19 protein-coding genes are annotated in these 22323 nt (G+C 68.3%); 4 read left to right on the top strand and 15 right to left on the bottom strand.

Annotated elements, in window-relative coordinates; genetic code table 11:
- Positions 1 to 39: 39 nt before the first annotated feature.
- Positions 40 to 1335, bottom strand: a complete 1296-nt coding sequence (locus ACVOMC_RS12080; RefSeq protein ID WP_481524143.1) for an acetyl-CoA C-acetyltransferase — start codon at positions 1333 to 1335, stop codon at positions 40 to 42.
- An 89-nt stretch (positions 1336 to 1424) separates the two neighbouring features.
- Between ACVOMC_RS12080 and ACVOMC_RS12085 the strand changes: the two genes are divergently transcribed.
- Positions 1425 to 2312, top strand: coding sequence for a hypothetical protein (locus ACVOMC_RS12085; protein ID WP_481524144.1), 888 nt, complete (start codon positions 1425 to 1427; stop codon positions 2310 to 2312).
- 69 nt (positions 2313 to 2381) lie between these two features.
- Here the strand turns inward: ACVOMC_RS12085 and ACVOMC_RS12090 are convergent, their stop codons facing one another.
- The 7 genes from ACVOMC_RS12090 to glnA all read right to left on the bottom strand — a co-directional run bounded on the left by ACVOMC_RS12090 (position 2382) and on the right by glnA (position 9952).
- Complete coding sequence (locus tag ACVOMC_RS12090; RefSeq protein WP_481524145.1) at positions 2382 to 2984, bottom strand: superoxide dismutase family protein; 603 nt, start codon at positions 2982 to 2984, stop codon at positions 2382 to 2384.
- A 49-nt stretch (positions 2985 to 3033) separates the two neighbouring features.
- Complete coding sequence (locus ACVOMC_RS12095; protein WP_481524146.1) at positions 3034 to 3603, bottom strand: superoxide dismutase family protein; 570 nt, start codon at positions 3601 to 3603, stop codon at positions 3034 to 3036.
- 38 nt (positions 3604 to 3641) lie between these two features.
- Positions 3642 to 5081 carry a nitrogen regulation protein NR(I) gene (ntrC, locus tag ACVOMC_RS12100; protein ID WP_057505946.1) on the bottom strand — a complete coding sequence of 480 codons (1440 nt, stop codon included), beginning with the start codon at positions 5079 to 5081 and terminating at the stop codon, positions 3642 to 3644.
- Positions 5074 to 6138: a two-component system sensor histidine kinase NtrB gene (locus tag ACVOMC_RS12105; protein WP_481524147.1), complete on the bottom strand. Its 1065-nt coding sequence runs from the start codon at positions 6136 to 6138 to the stop codon at positions 5074 to 5076. Before ACVOMC_RS12105 ends, ntrC begins: the two co-directional genes overlap by 8 nt.
- 169 nt (positions 6139 to 6307) lie before the next feature.
- Positions 6308 to 7735, bottom strand: a complete 1428-nt coding sequence (locus tag ACVOMC_RS12110) for an ammonium transporter (protein ID WP_481524148.1) — start codon at positions 7733 to 7735, stop codon at positions 6308 to 6310.
- A 93-nt stretch (positions 7736 to 7828) separates the two neighbouring features.
- Complete coding sequence (locus tag ACVOMC_RS12115; protein ID WP_054659584.1) at positions 7829 to 8167, bottom strand: P-II family nitrogen regulator; 339 nt, start codon at positions 8165 to 8167, stop codon at positions 7829 to 7831.
- Between the two features lie 375 nt (positions 8168 to 8542).
- Complete coding sequence (gene glnA, locus ACVOMC_RS12120; RefSeq protein WP_481524149.1) at positions 8543 to 9952, bottom strand: type I glutamate--ammonia ligase; 1410 nt, start codon at positions 9950 to 9952, stop codon at positions 8543 to 8545.
- Between the two features lie 211 nt (positions 9953 to 10163).
- Between glnA and ACVOMC_RS12125 the strand changes: the two genes are divergently transcribed.
- Positions 10164 to 10958, top strand: a complete 795-nt coding sequence (locus ACVOMC_RS12125) for an undecaprenyl-diphosphate phosphatase (RefSeq protein ID WP_481524150.1) — start codon at positions 10164 to 10166, stop codon at positions 10956 to 10958.
- Between the two features lie 82 nt (positions 10959 to 11040).
- Positions 11041 to 11850, top strand: coding sequence for a DUF4377 domain-containing protein (locus ACVOMC_RS12130; RefSeq protein WP_481524151.1), 810 nt, complete (start codon positions 11041 to 11043; stop codon positions 11848 to 11850).
- Between the two features lie 66 nt (positions 11851 to 11916).
- On the opposite strand, the gene ACVOMC_RS12135 is transcribed toward ACVOMC_RS12130, so the two are convergent.
- The 4 genes from ACVOMC_RS12135 to ACVOMC_RS12150 form a co-directional block, all read right to left on the bottom strand.
- Positions 11917 to 12528: a YbhB/YbcL family Raf kinase inhibitor-like protein gene (locus tag ACVOMC_RS12135; protein ID WP_481524152.1), complete on the bottom strand. Its 612-nt coding sequence runs from the start codon at positions 12526 to 12528 to the stop codon at positions 11917 to 11919.
- 15 nt (positions 12529 to 12543) lie between these two features.
- On the bottom strand, positions 12544 to 14613 hold the full coding sequence (locus ACVOMC_RS12140; protein WP_481524153.1) for a tetratricopeptide repeat protein: 2070 nt from the start codon (positions 14611 to 14613) through the stop codon (positions 12544 to 12546).
- A gap of 67 nt (positions 14614 to 14680) precedes the next feature.
- Positions 14681 to 15673, bottom strand: coding sequence for a YheT family hydrolase (locus ACVOMC_RS12145; protein WP_481524206.1), 993 nt, complete (start codon positions 15671 to 15673; stop codon positions 14681 to 14683).
- Between the two features lie 56 nt (positions 15674 to 15729).
- On the bottom strand, positions 15730 to 16521 hold the full coding sequence (locus ACVOMC_RS12150) for a lysophospholipid acyltransferase family protein (protein WP_481524154.1): 792 nt from the start codon (positions 16519 to 16521) through the stop codon (positions 15730 to 15732).
- Positions 16522 to 16717: 196 nt separating this feature from the next.
- Here ACVOMC_RS12150 and ACVOMC_RS12155 point away from each other — a divergent pair, with 196 nt between their 5' ends.
- Positions 16718 to 19306 (top strand): EAL domain-containing protein, encoded by a 2589-nt coding sequence (locus tag ACVOMC_RS12155; RefSeq protein ID WP_481524155.1) that lies wholly within the window; start codon positions 16718 to 16720, stop codon positions 19304 to 19306.
- 15 nt (positions 19307 to 19321) lie between these two features.
- On the opposite strand, the gene ACVOMC_RS12160 is transcribed toward ACVOMC_RS12155, so the two are convergent.
- From ACVOMC_RS12160 to ACVOMC_RS12170, 3 genes are read right to left on the bottom strand one after another with little or no spacing between them, the layout of a single operon-like run.
- Positions 19322 to 19750 carry a hotdog fold thioesterase gene (locus ACVOMC_RS12160; protein ID WP_481524156.1) on the bottom strand — a complete coding sequence of 143 codons (429 nt, stop codon included), beginning with the start codon at positions 19748 to 19750 and terminating at the stop codon, positions 19322 to 19324.
- Between the two features lie 32 nt (positions 19751 to 19782).
- Positions 19783 to 21756, bottom strand: a complete 1974-nt coding sequence (locus ACVOMC_RS12165; RefSeq protein ID WP_481524157.1) for a phospholipase D family protein — start codon at positions 21754 to 21756, stop codon at positions 19783 to 19785.
- Positions 21753 to 22322 carry a YceI family protein gene (locus ACVOMC_RS12170; protein ID WP_481524158.1) on the bottom strand — a complete coding sequence of 190 codons (570 nt, stop codon included), beginning with the start codon at positions 22320 to 22322 and terminating at the stop codon, positions 21753 to 21755. The genes ACVOMC_RS12165 and ACVOMC_RS12170 overlap by 4 nt, the downstream gene beginning before the upstream one ends.
- Position 22323 lies beyond the last annotated feature (1 nt).

A 22323-nucleotide genomic window follows, 5' to 3' on the forward strand; every position in this document is an offset into this window, starting at 1 on the left:
AGAAGCCCGCCCACCTCCGTGTGGACACGCTCCGGCAGATCAGCGCTCGACGATCGCCACCACGCCCATGCCGCCGGCGGTGCAGATCGACACCAGCGCGCGGCCACCGCCGCGTTCGGCCAGCTGCTTGGCGGCCGTGGCGATCACCCGCGCGCCGGTGGCGGCGAACGGATGGCCGGTGGCCAGCGAGGAACCCAGCGGGTTGATCTTGTCCGGATCGATCTTGCCCAGCGCCGCGTCCAGGCCCAGCCGGTTGCGGCAGTAGTCCTCGCTCTCCCACGCCCGCAGCGTGCACAGCACCTGGGCGGCGAAGGCCTCGTGGATCTCGTAGAGATCGAAATCCTGCAGGGTCAGGCCGTTGCGCTTGAGCATTTCCGGCACGGCGATGGTCGGTGCCATCAGCAGGCCCTCACCATGGACGAAATCCACCGCCGCCACCTGCGAGTCACGCAAGTACGCCAGCGGCTCGTGGCCGTGCGCGCGCGCCCAGTCCTCGCTGGCCAGCAGCACCGCCGAGGCGCCATCGGTGAGCGGCGTGGAATTGGCGGCGGTCAGGGTGCCGCGACCGGAGGTCTTGTCGAACGCCGGCTTCAACGTCGCCAGCTTCTCCAGCGAGGTGTCCGGACGCAGAATGTTGTCACGCTCCACGCCGCGGAACGGCGCGATCAGGTCGTTGAAGAAACCGCGCTCATAGGCGGCGGCCAGCTTCCTGTGCGAGGCCACCGCCCATTCGTCCTGCGAATCGCGCGAGATGTTCCACTCCTTGGCCATGTCCTCGCAGTGCTCGCCCATGCTCTTGCCGGTACGCGGCTCGGCCACGCCGGGGAACTCGGGCTTGAGCTCGGAGAACTTGAAGCCCGCCGTCAGCGCGCGGAACTTGTCGCCGGTGCTCTTGGCGCGATTGGCCGCCAGCAGCCGCGCGCGCAGCTTCTTGCCATAGACGATCGTCACATCCGAGGTGGTATCCGAACCGCCGCCGATGCCCGAGTCGATCTGGCCCAGTGCGATCTTGTTGGCCACGGTGATGATCGTATCCAGCGAGGTGCCGCAGGCGCGCTGCAGGGTGATGCCCGGGGTCAGCGGCGACAGCCCGGACGACAGTGCCGCCTCGCGTCCCAGATTCCAGTCGCCGGGATGCTTGATCACCGCGCCCATCGCCACTTCGCCCAGCTGTTGCCCATGCAGGCCGAAGCGCTCCACCAGCGCACCGAGCGTGCGCACCGACATGCCCAGGTTGCCAACGTCCGAATAGGCGGTGTTCTGGCGGCAGAACGGAATGCGAACACCACCAAGAATGGCGACGGGACGAGCGCTGGGCATGCGGATACCTGACATGGGGAGGGTGTGCGACGTGGCCTGCACGCGATAGCAGGCATAATGGCGTTGAGTGTAGCTTCGAGCCAGTTACGGGCCAACCGCAAACCATGAGCAATTCCCACCCTGACATGAATGCGCTGGGCGTCGTAGCGCTGGAACTGGCCGGCGGCCAACAACCCACGCGCGCCGCACTGGGCTCGGTTCAAGCCGGCGAACTGGCCGCACTGATCGGCCGCGATCTGGCCAAGCTGGTGCCGCAGGCCAGTGCGCTGGATCTGGTGTTTGCCGCCGCGCATTTCGATCCGGCCGAAGTGCTGCGTCCGGGTTGGCCGATCCACCGGCGACTGGAAGAACTGCAGCTGCGTGCGCCCGGTCGCAACCAGGGCCCGCGTCTGCTGGCGTTCGGCGCCGATGCCAACGGCGAGATCCCGCTGCCGTTGCAGGCCGATCCGGCACTGACCGGCGGCGGCCTGCGGGTACTGCCCTTTGTGTTGACCGGCACCGATACCGCCACGCTGCACGACTGCCGCCAGGCACTGGAAGAAGTGCTGCTGGCCAACGGCATGGCCCAGCCCGATACCGCGCTGCTGGCGCAGAACGCCTTTGGTGCGCAGATCGAGCACGCGCGCTATTTCACCGTCAACGATCTGGCCGCGATGATGGCCATGCAGTACGACAACCAGGGGCTGGGTGATCTGTGGCCGCTGCTGGAAACGGCGATGTTCGCGCCGGGCGAAGAGCACTGGCTGGAAGCCGGACCCGAGCCGCTGCTGCGCTATGTCGGCGGCGAGGTGCGTATGGCGCTGTTCGATCCGGCCGGCTGGTGCGCGCACTACGCGCACGACAACCGCGATGGAGAGCGCCTGCAGCGGATCTACGAGCAGTACCTGATGCGCCAGCGGCAGATGGCCGCGGTGCTCGAAGCCCATGGCGTCGACGTGCTGTACGTGCATGTGCACGCCGGCCAGGATGCCAGGGCGCTGCTGGCGCACTGAGTCACCAGCGCGCTGCCGCAGGGAAAAACGCCGGCCACTGCCGGCGTTTTCCATTCCATGCAGAGTCGCTTACCGCGCGGCGGTGATCACCGCGCAGGCCAGCCGGGCGCCGGCGTTGCCGGTGGGCTGGGTCTGGTAGTCGTCCGCATCGGCGTGGACGATCAGACCACGGCCGATGATGTCGAACGCATCGCCCTTGCCGGCATTGACGTTGCTCGCCACCGGGCCGTCGATGTGGGCATTGCCCTGCGCATCGGCGCTGATGTTGGGCATGTCGCCGCCGTGATGGGCGACCGCATCAACACTGCCATGCTCGCTGCTGCCGGGATTGAAGTGGCCACCGGCGCTGCTACCGTCCGGCGCACTGCAATCGCCCTTCTCGTGGATATGGAAGCCATGCTGGCTGTCGGGCTTCAAGCCGCTGATGTCGCCGCTGGCGCGCAGCTTGCCGTCCACCAGCAGGAAGTGGATGGTGCCTTTGACCGAGCTGCCCTGGGTCGGCTGCAGCTCGGCAATGGCAAGCGGGCTGCCCATCGCCGGCGGCGCGGCCGGATCGGCGGCGGCCGGTGTGGAGGCGGTATCGGCCGGGGCTGCCGCGGGTTCGGCGGCAGGCTTGCAGGCGCTCAGCGCCAGGGCACTGGCCAGAAACAAAGTGCTGTGGATCAGACGCATGGTGCTACTCCCTTGCTGGGCTGGGTAAAGAAAGACGGATACAGGGCGCTCAACGCACCACACGGATCACCGCGCAGGCCACCCGCGCACCGGCATTGCCGGCCGGCTGGCTGCGGTAATCGTCGGCGCCGGCGTGCACGATGAGCGCGCGACCGGCGATGTCATTGGCCGCAGCGCCGCCGAGGGTGACCCCGCGCAAGTGCACATCCACCTGCGCCACGCCCTCGGCATTGGCCTGCAGGTTTTCCATATCGCCGGCGTGGTGCGCACCGGCACCGGCGCGGCCGTGCGGCTGCGACAGCGGATTGAAATGGGGCCCGGCGCTGCTGGCATCCACCGCGCTGCAATCGCCTTTTTCATGCACGTGGAAGGCGGCCGGCTGGCTGCGCGGCAGGCTGCCAATGGTGCCGGTGATGTGCACGCCGCCCGCTTCAGGCACCAGTACCAGCCGCCCGCTGACCAGGCTGGCCGAGGCCGGCGCCAGGTTGGCCTCGGCCAGCTGCGCGGTGCTGACCGCCGCCACCGGCGCCGGCGCGGCCGGTTTGACCGGGGCGCTGGAACCGCAGGCGCCGAGCGCGAGCGCAGTGGCCGTCGCCAGCAAGGGAAGAATCAGACGCATCGATAACTCCTGTCAGTAACGGATCCGGCCGCCGGCGCTCAACTCTCGCCGAAGCGGCCCGGTCCCAGTTTGCGGGTGATGGTGTTACGGCCCAGTCCCAGCCGGGTGGCGGCATCGCCGCGATGCCCGTCGGTGAACGTCAACGCCACCTCCAGCAGCACCGCGTCCAGCCGCGCGCGCGCCTCGGCGTGCAGGCCGCTGGCGCCTTCGGCCAGCCGCTGCTGCGCCCACACCGCCAGGGCGCGATCCCAGTGCTCGGGCACGGCCACCGCAGGGTGGCGCGGTCCGCGGCCGCCACGGGCCAGCGCCGCCTGTACATCCTCGGCCGATACCGTATCGGCCGCGGCCAGCGCGGCCAGGCGCCAGCACACGTTCTCCAGCTCGCGCACGTTGCCTGGCCAGGCGTAGCCGCGCAGCGCCGTGATCGCCGGCGCCGACAGGCGCTTGACCGGCATTTCCAGGCGGCGCGCGGCATTGGCCAGGAAGGTCTCGGCCAGTTGCGGCACATCATCGACACGCTCGCGCAACGGCGGCAGCCACAGCCGCACCATGTCCAGCCGGTGCAACAGATCGGCGCGGAACCGGCCCTGCTCGACCAGGGCCTCCAGATCCTGGTGGGTGGCGGCCACCACCCGCACATCCACGCGGATCAGCTCGCGGCCACCGACGCGGAAGAACTCGCCTTCGGCCAGCACCCGCAGCAGGCGGGTCTGCAACGGCAGCGGCATGTCGCCGATTTCATCCAGGAACAAGGTGCCACCGTTGGCCTGTTCGAAGCGGCCGATATGGCGCTTGGTCGCACCGGTGAAGGCTCCGGCCTCGTGACCGAACAGTTCGCTTTCCAGCAGCTCGGCGGGAATGGCGGCGGTGTTGAGCGCGACGAAGGGACCCTTGGCTCGTGGCGATTCGCGGTGCAGCGCGTTGGCCACCAGCTCCTTGCCGGTGCCGGTCTCGCCATTGATCAGCACCGACAGCGGCGCCTGCGCCAGCCGGCCGATACTGCGGAACAGTGCGCGCATCGCCGGGCTGTCGCCGATCAGCTGCGGCGGCCCCTCCTCCCGGGCGAGCGGTACGACGGGGACCGGCAGCGCGTCGCGCTCCGGCAAGGCGCGCCGCGCCAGCTCGACCGCGTCATCCAGATCGAACGGCTTGGACAGGAATTCATGGGCGCCCCCGCGGAACGCGCCCGCGGTGCTGGCCACATCGGTGTAGGCCGACATCACGATCACCGGCAGCTGCGGGTGCGCGGCCTTGAGCTTTTCCAGCAGTACCAGGCCGTCATCGCCGGGCATGCGCACATCGGTGAACAGCAGGTCGGGCACCGGCCGCAGCGCCAGCGCCGCCAGCGCGGCCGCGGCACTGTCGAACCCTTCCACGCCGTAGCCGGCGTCGCGCAGGGCGGTGGTCAGGACGAAGCGCACCGAGCGGTCGTCGTCGACCACCCAGATGGTGGCGCCCTGCGCGGTTGGATCAGACATCGCTCATCTCCATCTCCGCGGGGGCTTCTTCGGCAAGCGGCAGGGGCAGCAGCACGGTGAACACGGTGCGGCCGGGACGCGAGCGGTAGCTCAGCGTGCCACGGTGTTCGCGCGCCACCTGCTGGGCCAGCGCCAGGCCCAGCCCGGTGCCCTCGGCACGGCCACTGACCAGCGGCAGGAACAGGTGTTCGGTCAGCTCCTCGGGCACGCCACGGCCGTCATCGGCCACTTCCAGGCGCAGCGCCAACGGGTGGGGCTGCTCGGCGATGCGCAGGCCGTGCTCGACCCGGGTACGCACGGTGACCGTGGTGGCGCCGGACTGCATCGCGTTACGCACCAGGTTGAGCAGCGCCTGGGTCAGCCGGTCGGCATCGCCGGGGAATTCGGGAATGCTGGGATCGTAGTCGCGCAGCAGCCGCACCGACCAGCCGGCCTCGTTCTCGGCCAGGCGCAGTACCCGCTCCAGCGCGGCGTGGATGTTCAGCGGCGCATGCGGGCGCTGCGGTGCCGGCGAGAGCAGCTGTTCGAGCAGGGTGTTCAGGCGCTCGATCTCCGTGCCGATCAGGTCGATCAGCTCGCTTTCCTCGGCATCGCGACCATGCGCGCGCCGGGCCAGCAATTGCGCCGCCCCTTTCAGGCCGGCCAGCGGATTGCGCAGTTCGTGCGCCAGCCCCTTGAGCGCGGCGCTGAACGCGCCCGGCAGCAGCTGCGCAGGATCGGCGCCCTGGAACTCGTCCACCGGATGCGCCTCCAGCAGCCAGCCCCCCGCGTCGATCACGCTCAGCCAGCCATCGGCAAAGCGCGGCGCCTCGCCGGGAAGCGCCAGCGCCAGCCTGGGCAGCCGGGTGGTCTCGCTGCCGGCGGTGGTCAGCCGCACCGCCAGCGCCTCACCCTGGGTTTCCAGCGAGACCAGCGGCTGGCCGAGCAGGCGCCGGACGCTGACCCCGAGCCAGCGGCAGAACGCCGGATTGGCCCCCTGGATGCGCCCGTCCGCGCCACTCCACACCAGCGGCGTGGCCATCAGTTCCGGCGACGGGGTGAACTCGGCTGCGGTCATTGCACCAATATAGTGCAAAGCGACCGCGGCACGGCTTGTGCACCACCGGCGAAGCGCGCCGCCGGGCGCTTTCGGCATCCGCCGGGCCGCACCGATGCGCCCGCGCAGGCCGCGTCGGTGCGGGCGCCTGTACTCCCTCCCCCGGCAGGGAGAGGGGCTGTGCTGCGCCTCAGACCTCGTAGGCCGATTCGCCATGGGTGGTGACGTCCAACCCGGTGCGTTCGGCATCCTCGCTGACCCGCAGACCGACCAGCGCGCGCACCACCAGCAGGATCACCGCGGTGACCACGGCCGACCACAGCACGGTGAAGCCGACACTGACCACCTGCACCCACACCTGGTGGGCGATATCCAGATCGGCCTTGGTGCCGCCCAGCGACTGCGCACTGAACACACCGGTGAGGAGGGCGCCGACGATGCCGCCCACGCCGTGCACGCCGAACACGTCGGCGGTGTCATCGGCCTTCAGCAGCCGCTTCAACCCGGTAACACCCCAGACGCAGATGATGCCGGTGACAAAACCAATCACGATGGCACCCATTGGACCCACGCTGCCGCAGGCCGGCGTTACCCCGACCAGGCCGGCCACCGCGCCCGAGGCCGCCCCCAGTGCCGAGGGATGGCCCTTGGTGACGGCTTCCACCAGCGTCCAGCCCAACACCGCGGCCGCCGTTGCCAGCACGGTGTTGATGAAGGCCAGCGCCGCCACGGTATCGGCGGCGGCCGCCGAGCCGGCGTTGAAGCCGAACCAGCCCACCCACAGCAGCATCGCGCCGATCCAGGTCAGCGGCAGGTTGTGCGGCTTCAGCGCGGTCTGGCCATAGCCGATGCGCTTGCCGACGAACCACGCCGCCACCAGGCCGGCGACACCGGCGTTGATGTGCACCACGGTGCCACCGGCAAAATCGATCGCGCCCATCTCACCAAGATAGCCGCCGCCCCAGACGATGTGCGCAATCGGGATGTAGCTGAAGGTGAACCACAACGCCGAGAACAGCAGCACCGCGCGGAACCTGATGCGCTCGGCGAAGGCACCGACGATCAGCGCGGTGGTGATGCCGGCGAAGGTCGACTGGAAGGCCACGAACAGGAAGTCCGGCAGGCCGGCGATCGGCGTGTTGCCCACCGAGTCCGGGGTGAAGCCCTTGAGAAAGGCGAACTGGGTGAACGAACCGAAGAACGCATTGCCGGCGCTGAACACCGCGCTGTAGCCATAGGCCACCCACAGCAGCAGCACCAGCGAGAACACCACCAGCACCTGGCTGAGCACCGATAGCACGTTCTTGGCGCGCACCAGGCCGCCGTAGAAAAGCGCCAGGCCGGGCACCACCATCATCAGTACCAGCAAGGTGGCGGTGAGCATCCACGCCACATCGCCCTTGTCGAAGCCGGGCACTGCATCTGCCACCGCGGCTGCCGGGGCTGGGGCGGCCTCCACCGCCTGGGCATGCACTTCCGCTGCCGCCAGCGGCTGGGGTTGTGCTGGCTGTGCCCAGGCGCTGCTGGAGAACATGCCCAGCATCGCCGCGCTGAGCAGGAAAGACAGGCACAGGCCTCCGAGCCGGGCGTTCAACCCGGTGAAAAATTCCGTTCGCATTGTCGACTCCGGTTGTGGGGATGGAACCTGCCAGCGACCTCTTGTCACCTGGCGGTCGCTGCCGCCGGAGGACAGGTCGGGAGCGGGTTCTTCTTACAGCGCGTCGGCGCCTGTTTCGCCGGTGCGGATCCGCACCACCTGCTCAAGTGCGGTAACGAAGATCTTGCCGTCACCGATCTTGCCGGTACCGGCCGCCCCCTGCAGGGCTTCGATCACCGCCTCGACGTTGTCGTCGGTGACGGCGGTTTCGATGCGGATCTTGGGCAGGAAATCGACGACGTACTCGGCACCACGGTACAGCTCGGTGTGGCCCTTCTGCCGGCCAAACCCCTTGACCTCGGTGACGGTGATGCCGGAAACGCCAGCGGCGCCCAGGGCCTCACGCACGTCGTCGAGCTTGAACGGCCGGATGATCGCGGAGATCAGTTTCATGCGCATGTCCCGATGTGGAGGAGACCGGCCTGCGGCTGCGGGCCGGGATCGTGTCTTGCAGCGGCCGCGGTACGGCCACTGCCTGTTGCGCCGAACGCCGCGAGAGTTCGGCGGTGACGACCGGCGTTGCCCGCCGACCACCACCTGCCCACGGGCAGAGTCCTCACCCATGTCGCGCGCGGCGTGCGTTGCGCCTGCGGATGCGTTGACGGCGGTTGCAGCGCCCCTGCGCTCCCCGGGCAACAAAGGCGGCGGCGATGGCGAAGATGGGAGGGGGAAGGTCTTCGCCATCGCCACCTGACAACAGCGGCAAACGGTATCCGGTGATGCCGGCGGCCAGCGCCCTGCGTAGGCCGCCGTTACTTCAGACGGTCCTCAGCTGGCGTAGTACAGCTGGTATTCCAGCGGATGGGTGGCGGCGCGGAACGCGGTCACTTCCTTCATCTTCAGCGCGATGTAGGCATCGATGAAGTCGTCGCTCATCACGCCACCGGCCTTGAGGAACTCGCGGTCCTTGTCCAGCGCTTCCAGCGCCTGGTCCAGCGAGGAGCAGACCTGCGGAATCAGCTTCTCTTCTTCCGGCGGCAGGTCGTACAGATCCTTGTCGCTCGGTGCGCCCGGGTCGATCTGGTTACGGATACCGTCCAGGCCGGCCATCATCAGCGCGGTGAAGGTCAGGTAGCCGGACTGGATCGGATCGGGGAAGCGCATCTCGATGCGGCGTGCCTTCGGATTGGACACCCACGGAATGCGGCACGACGCCGAACGGTTGCGGGCCGAATAGGCCAGCATCACCGGTGCCTCGAAGCCCGGCACCAGCCGCTTGTAGCTGTTGGTACCGGCGTTGGTGAAGGCGTTGATCGCGCGGGCATGCTTGAAGATGCCGCCGATGTACCACAGCGCCATCTGGCTCAGGCCGCCGTAACCGTCCCCGGAGAACAGGTTGGTGCCACCCTTGGCCAGCGACTGGTGCACGTGCATGCCGCTGCCGTTGTCGCCGACCAGCGGCTTGGGCATGAAGGTGACGGTCTTGCCGTTGCGGTGCGCCACGTTCTTTATCACGTGCTTCATGCGCTGCAGTTCATCGGCCTTGGTCACCAGGGTGTTGAACTTGGCGCCGATCTCGCACTGGCCGGCATTGGCCACTTCGTGGTGGTGCACTTCCACTTCGATGCCGACCTTTTCCAGCACCTTGCACATCTCGGCGCGGATATCGTGCAGCGAATCGGTCGGCGGCACCGGGAAGTAGCCGCCCTTCACGGTCGGGCGGTAGCCGGTGTTGGTGCCGTCATAGCTCTTGCCGGTGTTCCAGGCGCCTTCCTCGGAGTTGATCTTGAAGAAGGTGTGGCCCATGTCGTTGGCGAACTGGACCGAGTCGAAGATGAAGAATTCCGGTTCCGGACCGAAGAAGGCCAGATCGGCGATGCCCGAGGACTTCAGGTAGGCCTCGGCGCGCTTGGCGATGCCGCGCGGGCAGCGGCCGTAGCCCTGCATGGTGGCCGGGTCGAGCACGTCGCAGATCAGCACAAGGGTCGGATCGGCGTAGAACGGGTCCACGTAGGCGCTGTCAGCGTCCGGCAGCAGCACCATGTCCGATTCGGCGATGCCCTTCCAGCCGGCGATCGAGCTGCCATCGAACATCTTGCCTTCCTCGAACAGCGACGGCTCGATGATCGACACCGGGAAGGTCAGGTGCTGCTCGATGCCACGCATGTCGACAAAACGCAGGTCGATGAACTCGATCTGGTTGTCCTTGATCAGCTTCTCAACGTTTTCCAGGGACATCGGGTGCAACCTCGGATGGATGATGTACGGGTACCTAAGCAGCTTGCGTGCCAACTTTCAAACCATCGCAAGCGTTTGTTTCTATTGGATACAGCCGCCCTCCCGCGTCAGGCACTTGCACCAAAATAGTGCAAACCGCAGCTGAAGCACCAAACTGGTGCAACCACGGGCATGCACTATGCTGTCGGCGCCTTTTTCACACACTCTTTTCATGTCCGACCTGCTCTCCGCCCTGTTGCTGGGCATCCTCGAAGGCCTCACCGAATTCCTCCCCATCTCCAGTACTGGCCACCTGCTGATCTCCCAGCACTGGCTCGGTGCCCGTTCGGACTTCTTCAACATCGTCATCCAGGCCGGCGCCATTCTCGCGGTGACCCTGGCCTTCCGCGAGCGGCTGTGGACCTTGGCCAACGGCCTGGACCAGCGTGAGAACCGCGACTACGTGATGAAGCTGGGCGTGGCCTTCCTGGTCACCGCGCTGGTCGGGCTGCCGGTGCGGCTGGCTGGCTGGCAGCTGCCTGAAACCGTCACCCCCATCGCGTGGGCGGTGCTGATCGGCGGGGTCTGGATGCTGGTGGCCGAGCGCCTGGCGTCACGCCTGCCCGACAGCGAGACGGTGACCTGGAAAGTCGCCATCGCCGTGGGCCTGGCCCAGGTGGTCGCCGGTGTGTTTCCCGGCACCTCGCGCTCGGCGGCGGCCATTTTCCTGGCCATGCTGCTGGGCCTGACGCGCCGCGCAGCCGCGGCCGAATTCGTGTTCCTGGTCGGCATTCCCACCATGTTCGCCGCCAGTGGCTACGCGTTCATGGAACTTGCCAGGGACGGAGCGCTCGGCAGCGAGAACTGGGGCGAGGTGGGCGTGGCCTTCGCCGCCGCGGTGGTCACCGGTTTCATCGTGGTGAAGTGGTTGCTGGATTACATCAAGCGCCGTCCCTTCACGGGCTTTGCGCTATACCGCATCGCACTGGGCATCGGCCTGCTGCTGTTTTTGCCTGCTGGAAACTGAATAGGCAAAACGTCCGCAACCCCGCCAGGCACGCCTGCCCGTTTACCGTGCCACCTCTTTCCAAAGCTCCAAGGAGTTCCCCATGAAGCGCATCCTCCTGCTGGCCCTTCCCTTCGCCCTGATGACCGCCTGCAGCAATCCGCCGGCGACCACCGATGAGGCGACCACCGCGCCAGCGGCCAGTGCGCCGGCCGCCGCCGGCATCGACGGCGCCCTGCTGGGCACCCGCCACTGGACGCTGGAAACCGCGACCGACGCCAGTGGCAAGCGCATCGATGGCCTGTTCGTACGTACCGACAAGCCGGTCACGCTGGACTTCACCGACGGCCGCGTCGCCGTCAGCAACACCTGCAACGGCCTGGGCGGCAGCTACACGCTGGAAGGGGACGCGCTGTCCATCGGCAGCCTGATGTCCACCAACATGGCCTGCGAGCCGGAGCTGATGGCACTGGATGGCTTGGTGAGCGAGCGCCTGCAGGGCGGCAAGCTGACCGTGCGTTCGCTCGATGCAAACAAGCTGACCCTGGTCACCGCCAGCGGCGATGTGCTGGTGTTTGCCGGCGCGCCCACCGCGGAAACCCGTTACGGCGGCCAGGGCGAGACGGTGTTCCTGGAAGTGGACGCGCAGAGCAAGCCGTGCTCCCACCCGCTGATGAAGGACGCCACCTGCCTGCAGGTGCGTGAAGTGAAGTACGACGACCAGGGCCTGGAACAGGGCCAGCGCGGCGCCTGGGAGAACTTCTACGGCAACATCGAGGGTTACACCCATCAGCCGGGCGTGCGCAATGTGCTGCGCGTGAAGCGCTACGAGGTCAAGAACCCGCCGGCCGATGGCGCCTCGCAGGCCTATGTGCTGGACATGGTGGTCGGCTCGGAACAGGTCAAGCCGTAAGCGACCCCACCGGCCGATACAGAAAGGGCGCCTTGCGGCGCCCTTTTCTTTTGCCGCTGCGCCGCCTCAGCCCAGTGCCGGGTTCAGCGTGTAGGTGCCATGCACGCTGGCTTCGGCCAGTACATGGCCCTGCATCGCCCGCAGCACCTGCGCCGCGGTGAAATCGCCGTCCACCGGCAGCTGCGCGATATCCAGCGCGAACAGGCGGAAGAAGTAGCGGTGCAGCCGCTCGTCGTTGAACGGCGGGTACGGGCCGTCATAGCCGCGGTAGGTACCGCCCATCTGCGCGTCCCCGGCAAACCAGCCGGTGTAGTCGTTCAGACCTTGACGGGCACCGGCCGGACCGGCCAGCTGCGCCTTGCCGCCCACGCTGAAGCCTTCGCTGCAGCTGCCGGCCGCGATCTCCCGCAGCTGCGCGGGGATATCCACCATCACCCAGTGCACGAACTCTCCACGCGGCTGGTCCAGCGGCACGGTCACATCGGTACGCCCCACGGTTTCCGGCACGGTCGGCACATCCGGGTCCACGCACAGCAGCACGAACGAACGTGTGCCGTCGGGCACCTCGCGCCAGGCCAGCTGCGGATTGCGGTTGCCGGCAAAACCGGCGGCATCGCCGGCGGCGAATTCGGCCGGAATCGGCTGGCCGTTGTGGAAGCTCTGACTCTCCAGTTTCATGCGTGCTCCTGTCGCTCAGACTTCGGGATAACCCAGCCGCACCGCGACCGGGGTCAGCTTGGCGAACTCGCCGGCCAGCACCTGCGCGTACTTGCGCCAGTGGCCGGCAGCGAGGGTGGTCGGTCCGAGACTGCGCACCGGCGGGAAACGCAGGCCGAAGGCCTGTTCCAGCAGCGCGCCCATCGCCGCCGGGTCGTTGACCGCATCGTCGGTACGCACGATCAGGTGGGTGTACAGCTCCTGCTCGTGCAGCTGCACCACCTGCTCCAGCGAACGCGCCAGCCATTGGGCCGCCTCGCTGGCCGAATTCACCGCCAGCGGTGCCGGTGCACCCAGCGCCAGCCATTCCACCAGCATGTCGCGCGGATCGCGCACCACCACCACCAGCCGGCCTTCGGGCAACTGCGGGCGCAGCGCCCACAGCAGCGCGTTGTCCCACCACAGCAGCCAGTCGATCACGTTGCCGTCGCTGATGCCACGCGCCGGCAGCTGCTCACGCCACTGCTGCACCAGCTGCCCGGGGGGGAGTTCGTCGGTGGCCAGACGCTGCAGGGTATGGAAATTCTGGAAGCCATCGTCGGGCGGGTTCGGCCCGAAGCGGTCGGTACGCAGCACCGGGCTGCCGGCGGCCATCACTTCCACCACCCGCTCCACACCGGAACCCGGCGCGCCCCAGACGAAGATCGGCCGGACCGGGTGATCCTCAGCGACACTGCCCTGCTCGGGCCAGCTCGCCGGCGCCTTGGCCTGCGGCGGCAACGGCAGCCGCGAGGGCGCCAGTTCGGCGTGCAGCTCCAGCCAGGTTTTCAGTGCGGCGGCCGGTTCCCCGGCGCGATCCTGCACCGCGCCCAGCCACGTGCGCAGCGCCGGGCGCACTTCGGCCGGCGCGTTGTCGAGCAGGCCCTGCACATGCGCCACCGCCGCTGCCGGCTCGCGCGCCAGCAGCGCTTCGACGATGCGCTGTTCGCCACTGACCCGGCCCGGCTCCAGCGCGACGATGCGCCGCGCCACGGCTTCGGCCGCGTCGGCTTCCTGGTTCATGTCGTGCAGACGCATGCGCGTTTCCAGCGCCGGCAGGTGTTCGGGCATGGCCGTCAGCCAGCGTTCGACCACCTCCACCGCTTCGGCGCTGCCGACCGGCGCCACCGCCAGGCGGGCCAGCCACAGATCGTGCAGCCGGGTGTGGTTGGCGAGCACCGCGTCCAGCTCGGTGCGCGCTTCCTCGTCGCGGCCCAGCCGCTGCCAGGCCACCAGCAGCATCTGCAGCGTCGGCCGGTCGCCCGGCAACGCGGCCAGCAGCGGACGCAGGTGTTCCAGCGCCTGCAACGGCTGGCCGGAAGCCAGTTCCAGCTCACCGGCCAGGCGGCGCATGCCCGGAGTGTCGCCCTCGGCCGTGGCCAGCACCTGGCGCATCGTTTCAGCAGCACCTTCGGTATTGCCCTGGCGCAGCGCCAGCTGCACCAGCAGGCCGCGCAAGGCATGGTTGGACGGGTTAAATTCGACCACACGGCGGAACGCCTGCTCGGCGAAGGCCAGCATGTCCTTGCCCAGATAGGCAAAGCCCAGCGCATACAGCAGGCGCGGATCGTTGGGCAGCGCCTGGCTGGCCGACGACAGCACCGCCAGCGCACGGTCCACCTCGCCACGGCGCAACGCCACCATGCCTTCGACCGCGGCCAGCTCCGGGCTGTCCGGCTCCACGCGCGCGGCCAGCCGGCCCAGGCGGTCGGCCTCATCGACGTCGTCGCGGGCCAGCGCCAGATGCGCCTGCATCAGGTAGGCGGCAAATTCGTTGGGGTTGAGCGCGGTGGTCTTGTCCAGCGCCTGGCCGGCAGCCTCGAGCTGGCGCTGCGCCAGCAGCAGGCCGGCATGCTGCAGGTGCAAGGCGGCATCGTCCGGCGCCAGTGCCAGCGCCTGGCCCAGCGCAGCCTGCGCATCGGCGTGATTGCCCTGCTGCTGCAGCGCCAGCGCCAGCCAACGGTGGGCCTGCGGCTGCTGCGGCTCGGCAGCGGTCCATTCGCGCGCCAGCGACACGGCCTCATCGGCGGCGTTACGGCGCAGGGCTTGAATGATGTTCTCTTGCATGACGGTCCGGCGTTAGCGCAAACCCGCATTGTAGCCGGCAGCGCGCATGCGTCCGGCCCGTGCCGGTTCAGCCGGTCACGGCCCGGCGCAGGTGCTGCGCCACCCAGCGCTCGGCAAAGCCGTCGCCGCGCAGGTTTTCCAGGAAGCCGCAATGTCCGCCCCAGTCGGCGATCTCCAGTCGCGCCTGCGCCGGCAGCTGCCACTGGTCGAACGTGGTGAAGGGAATCACCGGATCGTCCTTGGCCATCAGGATGTCGGCCGGCAGCTGCAGTGTGGCCAGCCGCCCGCCGGCAATGGAGTAGCCGTCGAAGTACGCCTGCAGCGAGCCGTAATCGGTATGCCGTTCCACCAGCCAGCCGGTCAGCGCGCGGATGTCCAGTTTCAGCACCCCGTCATCGCAGTCGGCCAGCTCCGGGAACAGCGCGCGCTTGCGGCGCAGCGAGCCGGTCCATTTGCGATGGAAATACCAGTCGTACATCACCGGACCACGCTCGATGCTGTCCATCGTCACCGCCGGATCCAGCACCGGACAGACCGAGGCCACCCGCACCAGCGGTATCCCGGCGGCCGGTGCGCGCAAGGCTAGCCGCAATACGAAGTTGCCGCCCAGCGAATAGCCGGCCGCCACCAGCGGCAGGTGCGGGAAACGCCGCGCCACATCCGCGGCCGCGTGCACCACCTCGTCGATCCGGCAGGAATGGAAGATGCCCGGATTCAGGTGATGGGTGTTGCCATGATCGCGGAAATTCAGCCGCACCACCTCGAAGCCCTGCTCCAACAGCCGTGCGGCGGTCATGCGCATGTAGCTGGATTGGGTGCTGCCCTCCCAGCCATGCAGCAGCAGTGCCAGCCCGACCGGTTCACGCTGCGCCGGAATCCGGCTGTGCAACGCCTGCAGGCGCACACCGTCGCCGCCATCGAGGATCAGTTCGCGCGACTGTGCGCCACTGGCCGCGAGCAGCTGCTCGCCGCGGCGCAGCCGCAGCCGGCTGGACGCCAGCATCGACTGCAGGTGCGGATTGCGCAGCCAGGGCGGCGGCAGGTAGTTGGCGGCACTCAACATGGCCGACAGGCTGCGCCGCACCGGAGCCAGAGGGCGTGAACAACCCGCATCACTCAGGGCCCTTCCATCACCGCCACGATGCGCGCGCGCGCGGTCTCGGCGAGACGGCGCCGGCCTTCAAGATCCACGCTGCCGATCGGCTCGAGAAAATGCACCTCGGCACGCCGCACCGGTTCACCCAGCAGCCGCAGGAAGTTGCCAAGGAAGCTCTCACCCGGCGCGAACGCCACCGTGGTCTGCGCATCGCCGCGCTCGCCATAGCGCAGCGCCACCGGCTGTACCGGCACCCCGGTCTCCACCGCGGCCTGGAAAATACGCGCGTGGAACGGGCCCACCTGCTGGCCACCGCGGGTGCGGCCTTCCGGGAACACCGCCACCGGACGCTGTTCCTGCAGGCGCTTGACCATTTCCTCCATCACCCCGCCCAGCGATTCGGTGTTGCCGCGCTGGTGATAGATGGTGTGCCCGCGCGAGGCCACCCAGCCCACCAGCGGCCAGCTGGCGATTTCGCGTTTGGCGACAAAACCGACCATCTTCTGGCTGTGGATCATGCAGATGTCGACCCAGCAGACATGGTTGGCCACGAACAGCACCGCACCGGGCAGCGGCTGGCCATAGCGCTGCAGGCGGAAGCCGAATATCCACATGAACACGGTCGACCACCCGCGCACCACGCGATGTTCCAGCGGATCGTCCGCCGCACCGAGACGCCCCCACGGGGGCAGCATCAGCAGCAGGATCAACGGCAGGAACAGCACGATGTGGACCAGCAGCAGCGGGACGCGGTACAGGTAGCGGAACACGCGGACCACACCGCCATGGCCGGCGGATCGGGGGAAAGTCATCCGCGCACGATACCGGATGCGGTCCGGCTTTCGCCAGCGCGAACACCGCCGCCGGCGCCAGCCCCCTCCGTCGCACGGGCGATGCCGCCGCCAACACCGCTGCAGGGACCCGGGACATTTGGCTTATGCTGGCTGCGTCACACCCTTCACGGTCTGCCGCCGGGCATGGGGAGCCATGGACATGGGGAGCCGCAGGATGGAGCAAAACACACCCGGACCGGCCAGCGCGATGCTGCCGTTCTTCTCGGCCGCGCTGGAACAGATCGGCAACGGGGTGATCCTGTTCGACGAGCAGAACCGCATCATGTACGTCAACGCGGCGATGGAGGCGATCTGCGGCTGGCCGCGCGCGCAGCTGCTCGGCCGCAACCTGGGCGTGCTGGCGCCGCCGGCGGTGCGCGAGCGCTACGACACCCGCCTGTATCCCGGCGACCGCAACCGGATCAGCGAGCTGTCCGCCCAGCCGCATGACATCAAGCTGGTCCGCGCGGATGGCAGCGAGTGCTGGATCAGCGTGGCGCTGTCCACGCTCAGCGCCGGCACGGACAGCCTGCGCATGGCACTGATCCGCGACGTCACCGTGCAACGCCAGCAGCAGGAACGCGGCCGCCTGCTGTCACTGGGCTTTGATGAGACCCACAGCGCGGTGCTGATCACCGACGGTGAAGGGCGCATCGTGCAACTCAACAAGGGCTTTGGCCGGCTGTTCGGCTTTGCAGAGCACGAAGCCATCGGCCAGTACCTGCCGGCGCTGCTGGCCCCGGGCAGTCATGGCGCCGCGCAGATGGACGCCGATACGCGGCAGCTCAAGGCCGGAGAGCCGATCCAGCGCGACGAGCGTCTGTACCGGCACAACGGGCAACCGCTGTGGTGCTCGGTCAGCACCAACCCGATCTTCGATGACTACGGCACGCTGGTGAACCGGGTGGTGGTGCTGATGGACATCACCCGCACCAAAGTACACGAGCTGCTGCAGCACAAGATGCTCGATGCACTGGTCCGCGAGGTGCCCACCGCCGAAGTGCTGCAGATGATGTGCCAGGAGGTCGAACGCATCGCGCCGGAGGTGATCAGCTCGGTGCTGCGGGTCGAGGACGGCAAGCTGCGTACCCTGGCCGGCCCCAGCCTGCCCGACCCCTTCAGCCGCCTGGTCGATGGCGTGATCGCCGGCCCGCGCACGGGCAGCTGCGGCACCGCTGCGTATACCGGCGAAACCGTGATCGCCCGCGATATCGCCAGCGATCCGAACTGGGCCGACATTCCCCACCGGGCCGTGGCCCTTGCCCACGGCCTGGCCGCCTGCTGGTCCACACCGATCAAGGCCAGCGACGGCCGCGTGCTGGGCACCTTCGCCTTCTACTACCGCCAGCCGCATGATCCGGACGAGTTCCATCACCGGCTGGTGGCCGTCATCGTGCATCTGTGCGCGTTGGCGCTGGAGCGCGAGGAGGCGCGCAACCGCATCCGCCGGCTGGCGTTCTATGACGATCTGACCGGGCTGCCCAACCGCAGCCTGCTGCATGCCCAGGCCGACCAGGCGATCAGCGCGGCCGGTCATGCCGGGCAGGAACTGGCGGTGCTGTTCATCGACCTGGACCGCTTCAAGCAGGTCAACGACTCGATGGGCCATCCCGGGGGCGACGCCCTGCTGCGCACCGTCGCGCGACGGCTGCAGGAGGAAGCCGGGCCCAGGGACATCGTCGGGCGTCTGTCCGGCGACGAATTCGTGGTGGTACTGGCCCCGTGCGATGCGCAGGCAGCCCTGGAGCGCGGTGAGCGCCTGCTGCACGCGCTGTCCCAACCCTGGCAGCTGGGCGAGGTGGAGGTGCGGTCCTCGGCCAGCATCGGCATCAGCGTGTTTCCGCACGATGGCGGCGACATGGAGACACTGCTGCAGAACGCGGACATGGCCATGTACCAGGCCAAACACAGCGGCCGCGCGCGGGTGCGTTTCTACTGCCCGGAAATGAACCAGAGCGCACAGGAACGGCTGACCATGGAGGCGGCCTTGCGCGAGGCGCTCCAGCATCACCAGCTGCAGCTGCATTACCAGCCGCAGATCGACATCGCCGATGGCCACCTGCACAGCGTCGAGGCGCTGGCGCGCTGGCAGCATCCGACGCTGGGCACGGTGCCGCCGATACGTTTCATCGCGCTGGCCGAGGAGTGCGGCCTGATCGGCGAAATCGGGCAGTGGGCACTCGCGCAGGCCTGTAAGCAGCTGGCCAGCTGGCGCCGCGACGGGCTGCGGGTGCCGTCGGTGGCGGTGAACCTGTCTCCGACCGACTTCCACGACGCCGGGCTGCCGGCACGGATCGCGCAGATCCTGCAGCGCGAGGCCCTGGTGGCCACGGACCTGACCGTGGAGATCACCGAGGACATCCTGCTCGACACCGATCCCACCACCTTGCGCACCCTGCACGAAGTGCATGCCCTGGGGGTACGGCTGTCGATGGATGATTTCGGCACCGGCTACTCCAGCCTGAGCTACCTGCGACAGTTGCCGATCAGCGAACTCAAACTCGACCGTAGCTTCGTCTGCGGGATCGAGGAGGATCCGATCGCGTGCGCCTTGACCCAGGCGATCGCGCATATCGGCCAGAGCCTGCAACTCAAAGTGGTGGCCGAAGGCGTGGAGAGCCAGGCGCAGTTGCGCCTGCTCGGCCAGCAGGGCTACCAGATCGCCCAGGGCTTCCACTTCACCGCGGCGCTGCCTGCGCCGGCACTGGCACAGTGGGTGCGCGAGCATCTGGCCGTACCCGCAGCGCCGGCCGTGAGCTGCTGAGCCGGCGCCAACACCTCAGGCTGACGCCACCACCGCCAGCGTCAGCCGCGAGACGCACACCGGCTTGCCGGCCTCGTTCTCGATGCGGATCTCCCACACCTGCGTGGTGCGCCCGACATGCAGCGCGCGGGCGGTACCGGTCACCATCCCCGAACGTGCGGCGCGCAGGTGGTTGGCATTGATTTCCAGACCGACGCAGACCTGCCGGTCCGGGTCCACGCACAGGTTGCCGGCGCTGCTGCCCAATGTTTCGGCCAGCACCACCGAGGCACCGCCGTGCAGCAGGCCATACGGTTGCCGGGTACGGTCGTCCACCGGCATCGTCGCCTGCAGCCAATCCTCGCCGGCGGCGGTGAAGACGATGCCCAGATGCTCGATCAGCGTGTTGCGGCTGAGCGCGTTGAGCTGCTGCAGATCGACCGGCTGGCGGAATACTCGGGACATGCGCATAACCTGTTCAAAGACCAAGGAAGGCGTTACAGGATCGGCACCAGACCGGCGCCGAAGGCGGTCAGCATCCGCACCAGCAGCCATTTCGGGCCGACATCCACCTCCGGAAAATCGCCCACGGCGGTGTAGCAGCGGTGGAAATCCGGATCCTGCCGGGGCAGCGGCCGCGGACAGTCCGGGCCGGGCTGGAAGGCATAGTCGGTGGCATAGCGCCATGGCCAGAAATCGAGCACCGGCAGCGCCTCGGAGGCCTTGCCCAGGCTGTAGTTCAGTCCCGACAGCACCGGCGCCTTCTGCCGTGGCGCCACCACCCAGGAATTGTCCGGATGCACATCGCGCAGGATGCTCTGCGCCAGCCGTTCGGCGAACACCGGATCCTCGATGATCACCGCCCCTTCGGTGTTGTAGTTCTCGCTGCGCGGGTCGAAGTTGTGGGTGCCGATCACCCCGATGCGGCGGTCCACCACCAGCGACTTGGCGTGCAGGCCCATGCGCGCGCCACGGCGGGTCACCGGCAGCGGCCGGTTCACCGCCCGCGTGCCGAGGAAGGAGGGACGGGTCTCGGTGCGCAGCAGCTCGTATTCCACCTCGCTGCCATCGGCGCTCAGGCGCCGGCCCGATCCACTGCCGCGCACATTGCTGCCGGCGGCACTGCCGCCCAGCACCCGGCTGCGGTGCTGTTCCTCCCGCTCGCCGGGCAACGGCGGGGGCACGATATTGAAAGAAGCCACCGGCGCATCCAGCGGAAACGGCTTGTATTCGTAGATGTTGAAACCCAGCTCGCGCAGGTTGCGGCGTTTGTACTTGTAGGACAGCGCATAGACGATCGGGTTGTCGGTGGCGGCCAGGCTGTTGGTGGAGACCACCACCCGCGGCGGCGTCGTGCGCCGGCGCAGGTCCTTGAACAGCGTCTGTGCCGGCTCGGACAGCACCAGGTACGGGGTCTGCAGCAGCACTTCGCGCTCGGCGCCGGCGATCAGCGCATCCAGCCGCGGCTCGGTCAGGTGCTGGCCGGCCAGGGCCGGATCGCTGCGGTCGCGGCGGTGCTTGCGTGGCAGATCGGCCACATAGCTGACCGAGCGCACCGGCAGCGCGGTATCCACGAACTGGCGGGCGATGAACGCCGGGTCCGACGCCTCGGCATCCACCCGCGCGATGCGCTCCGGACGCCGGAAGCGTGCTGGCGGCATCGGCGGCGGCCCCTGCCGGAGCAGCGTGCGGCCCACATCATTCAGGCGCTCGGCATCCACGCTGCGCCGCGCGTTCCAGAACGCCTGGAAATTGGCCGCCATCTCGCGCGCCTCGGGGCCGGCCACCAGCACGTCGCGGTCGCGGAAGTTGTACTCGTGGTCCCAGTCGTAATAGTCGTCCTGGTAGTTGCGCCCGCCGACCACGCCGATCACGTCATCGATCACCAGCAGCTTGTTGTGCATGCGCTGGTTGAAGCGGCGGAAGCAGCACAGCACGCTGCCGGCGTAATCCAGATAGTTGAGCTTGGCCTTGCCGAAGGCGGGGTTGTAGACGCGCAGCTGGAAGTTCACGTGCGCGGTGGACAGGGCGCCGAGCACCTCCAGGTCGGAGATCGCCGAGAGCTGGTCGATCAGCAACCGCACCTGGACCCCGCGCCGGGCGGCGGCCAGCAGCTCGTCCAGTACCAGCCGCGCACTGTCGTCGGTGTCGAAGATGTAGGTCTGCAGATCGATGCTGCGGGTGGCGCTGCGGATCAGGTTCAGGCGCGCCACCAGCGACAGCTCGCCCTCGTCCAGGATGGTGGCGTAGTGCAGCGGCAACTCCGGTTGCGAGCCGGCGATCGCCTGGCCGCCGAGCGCGCGCAGCGGCGAATCCAGCGCGCAGCGGTCGGGAAGATCGCACGTCACCGTGCTGGAGCGCGCGGCGATGGCGATCCCCTGGGCACGGTCCTTCTGCTGCGGCGACAGCGAGGCACAGCCAGCGCCCAGCACCGCCGCGCCGAGCAGCAGCAGACGCAACAGGAAATTCACGGTCCGGGGGCGCGGGTCAGGCGCGTACGCAATACAAAGGTCACTCGGTCACTCACGGCCATCTGCCAGCTATCCATGCCGTAGCGCCCGCGTTGGACGGTGCCACGACTGATGAGGTCGCAATCATAGCCGGGCCTTGCGCATTCAGGCTTCAGCAGATGCAGCGTTTCACGCCGGCTGATGCCGCGGATACTCAGCCGTCCGTCGATCTTGCCGCCGTGCTCGGCGATCTCCGGCCGGTAGGGATCGGACTCGAACTCCACCAGCGGATGATGGACGGCATCGAAGAAGTCCTCCCCGCGCATCCAGCCGGTGTAGCGCGGCTTGCCCGGGATCTCCACGTACTGGGTGAACATGCGCAACCGCACCTGGTGGCTGCCGTCGGGCAGCACCGTGATCCAGCCCTCGAACCGCGGAAACACGCCCTCGATCGTCTGCCCGAAGCGGGTGCGTATCTCGAAACCGAACCGGGAATGGGAGGTATCAAACTGCAGCGGCTCGCCCGCGAAAGCCGAGCCGGCCAGCAGGACCAGACTCAGCAGCAGCCCTCCCCGCGCCGCCGCCATG

The organism is Stenotrophomonas sp. STEN014, from assembly GCF_056760315.1.

Bases quoted from the DNA above. Each gene is read 5' to 3' on its own strand.
- ACVOMC_RS12130 (WP_481524151.1), top strand. From the start codon at position 11,041: ATGAAGCGCATCCTCCTGCTGGCCCTTCCCTTCGCCCTGATGACCGCC.
- ACVOMC_RS12135 (WP_481524152.1), bottom strand. From the start codon at position 12,528: ATGAAACTGGAGAGTCAGAGCTTCCACAACGGCCAGCCGATTCCGGCC.
- ACVOMC_RS12115 (WP_054659584.1), bottom strand. From the start codon at position 8,167: ATGAAACTGATCTCCGCGATCATCCGGCCGTTCAAGCTCGACGACGTG.
- ACVOMC_RS12140 (WP_481524153.1), bottom strand. From the start codon at position 14,613: ATGCAAGAGAACATCATTCAAGCCCTGCGCCGTAACGCCGCCGATGAG.
- ACVOMC_RS12155 (WP_481524155.1), top strand. From the start codon at position 16,718: ATGGAGCAAAACACACCCGGACCGGCCAGCGCGATGCTGCCGTTCTTC.
- ACVOMC_RS12095 (WP_481524146.1), bottom strand. From the start codon at position 3,603: ATGCGTCTGATTCTTCCCTTGCTGGCGACGGCCACTGCGCTCGCGCTC.
- ACVOMC_RS12125 (WP_481524150.1), top strand. From the start codon at position 10,164: ATGTCCGACCTGCTCTCCGCCCTGTTGCTGGGCATCCTCGAAGGCCTC.
- ACVOMC_RS12170 (WP_481524158.1), bottom strand. From the start codon at position 22,322: ATGGCGGCGGCGCGGGGAGGGCTGCTGCTGAGTCTGGTCCTGCTGGCC.
- ntrC (WP_057505946.1), bottom strand. From the start codon at position 5,081: ATGTCTGATCCAACCGCGCAGGGCGCCACCATCTGGGTGGTCGACGAC.
- ACVOMC_RS12085 (WP_481524144.1), top strand. From the start codon at position 1,425: ATGAGCAATTCCCACCCTGACATGAATGCGCTGGGCGTCGTAGCGCTG.
- ACVOMC_RS12150 (WP_481524154.1), bottom strand. From the start codon at position 16,521: ATGACTTTCCCCCGATCCGCCGGCCATGGCGGTGTGGTCCGCGTGTTC.
- ACVOMC_RS12160 (WP_481524156.1), bottom strand. From the start codon at position 19,750: ATGTCCCGAGTATTCCGCCAGCCGGTCGATCTGCAGCAGCTCAACGCG.
- ACVOMC_RS12105 (WP_481524147.1), bottom strand. From the start codon at position 6,138: ATGACCGCAGCCGAGTTCACCCCGTCGCCGGAACTGATGGCCACGCCG.
- ACVOMC_RS12080 (WP_481524143.1), bottom strand. From the start codon at position 1,335: ATGTCAGGTATCCGCATGCCCAGCGCTCGTCCCGTCGCCATTCTTGGT.
- ACVOMC_RS12090 (WP_481524145.1), bottom strand. From the start codon at position 2,984: ATGCGTCTGATCCACAGCACTTTGTTTCTGGCCAGTGCCCTGGCGCTG.
- ACVOMC_RS12110 (WP_481524148.1), bottom strand. From the start codon at position 7,735: ATGCGAACGGAATTTTTCACCGGGTTGAACGCCCGGCTCGGAGGCCTG.
- glnA (WP_481524149.1), bottom strand. From the start codon at position 9,952: ATGTCCCTGGAAAACGTTGAGAAGCTGATCAAGGACAACCAGATCGAG.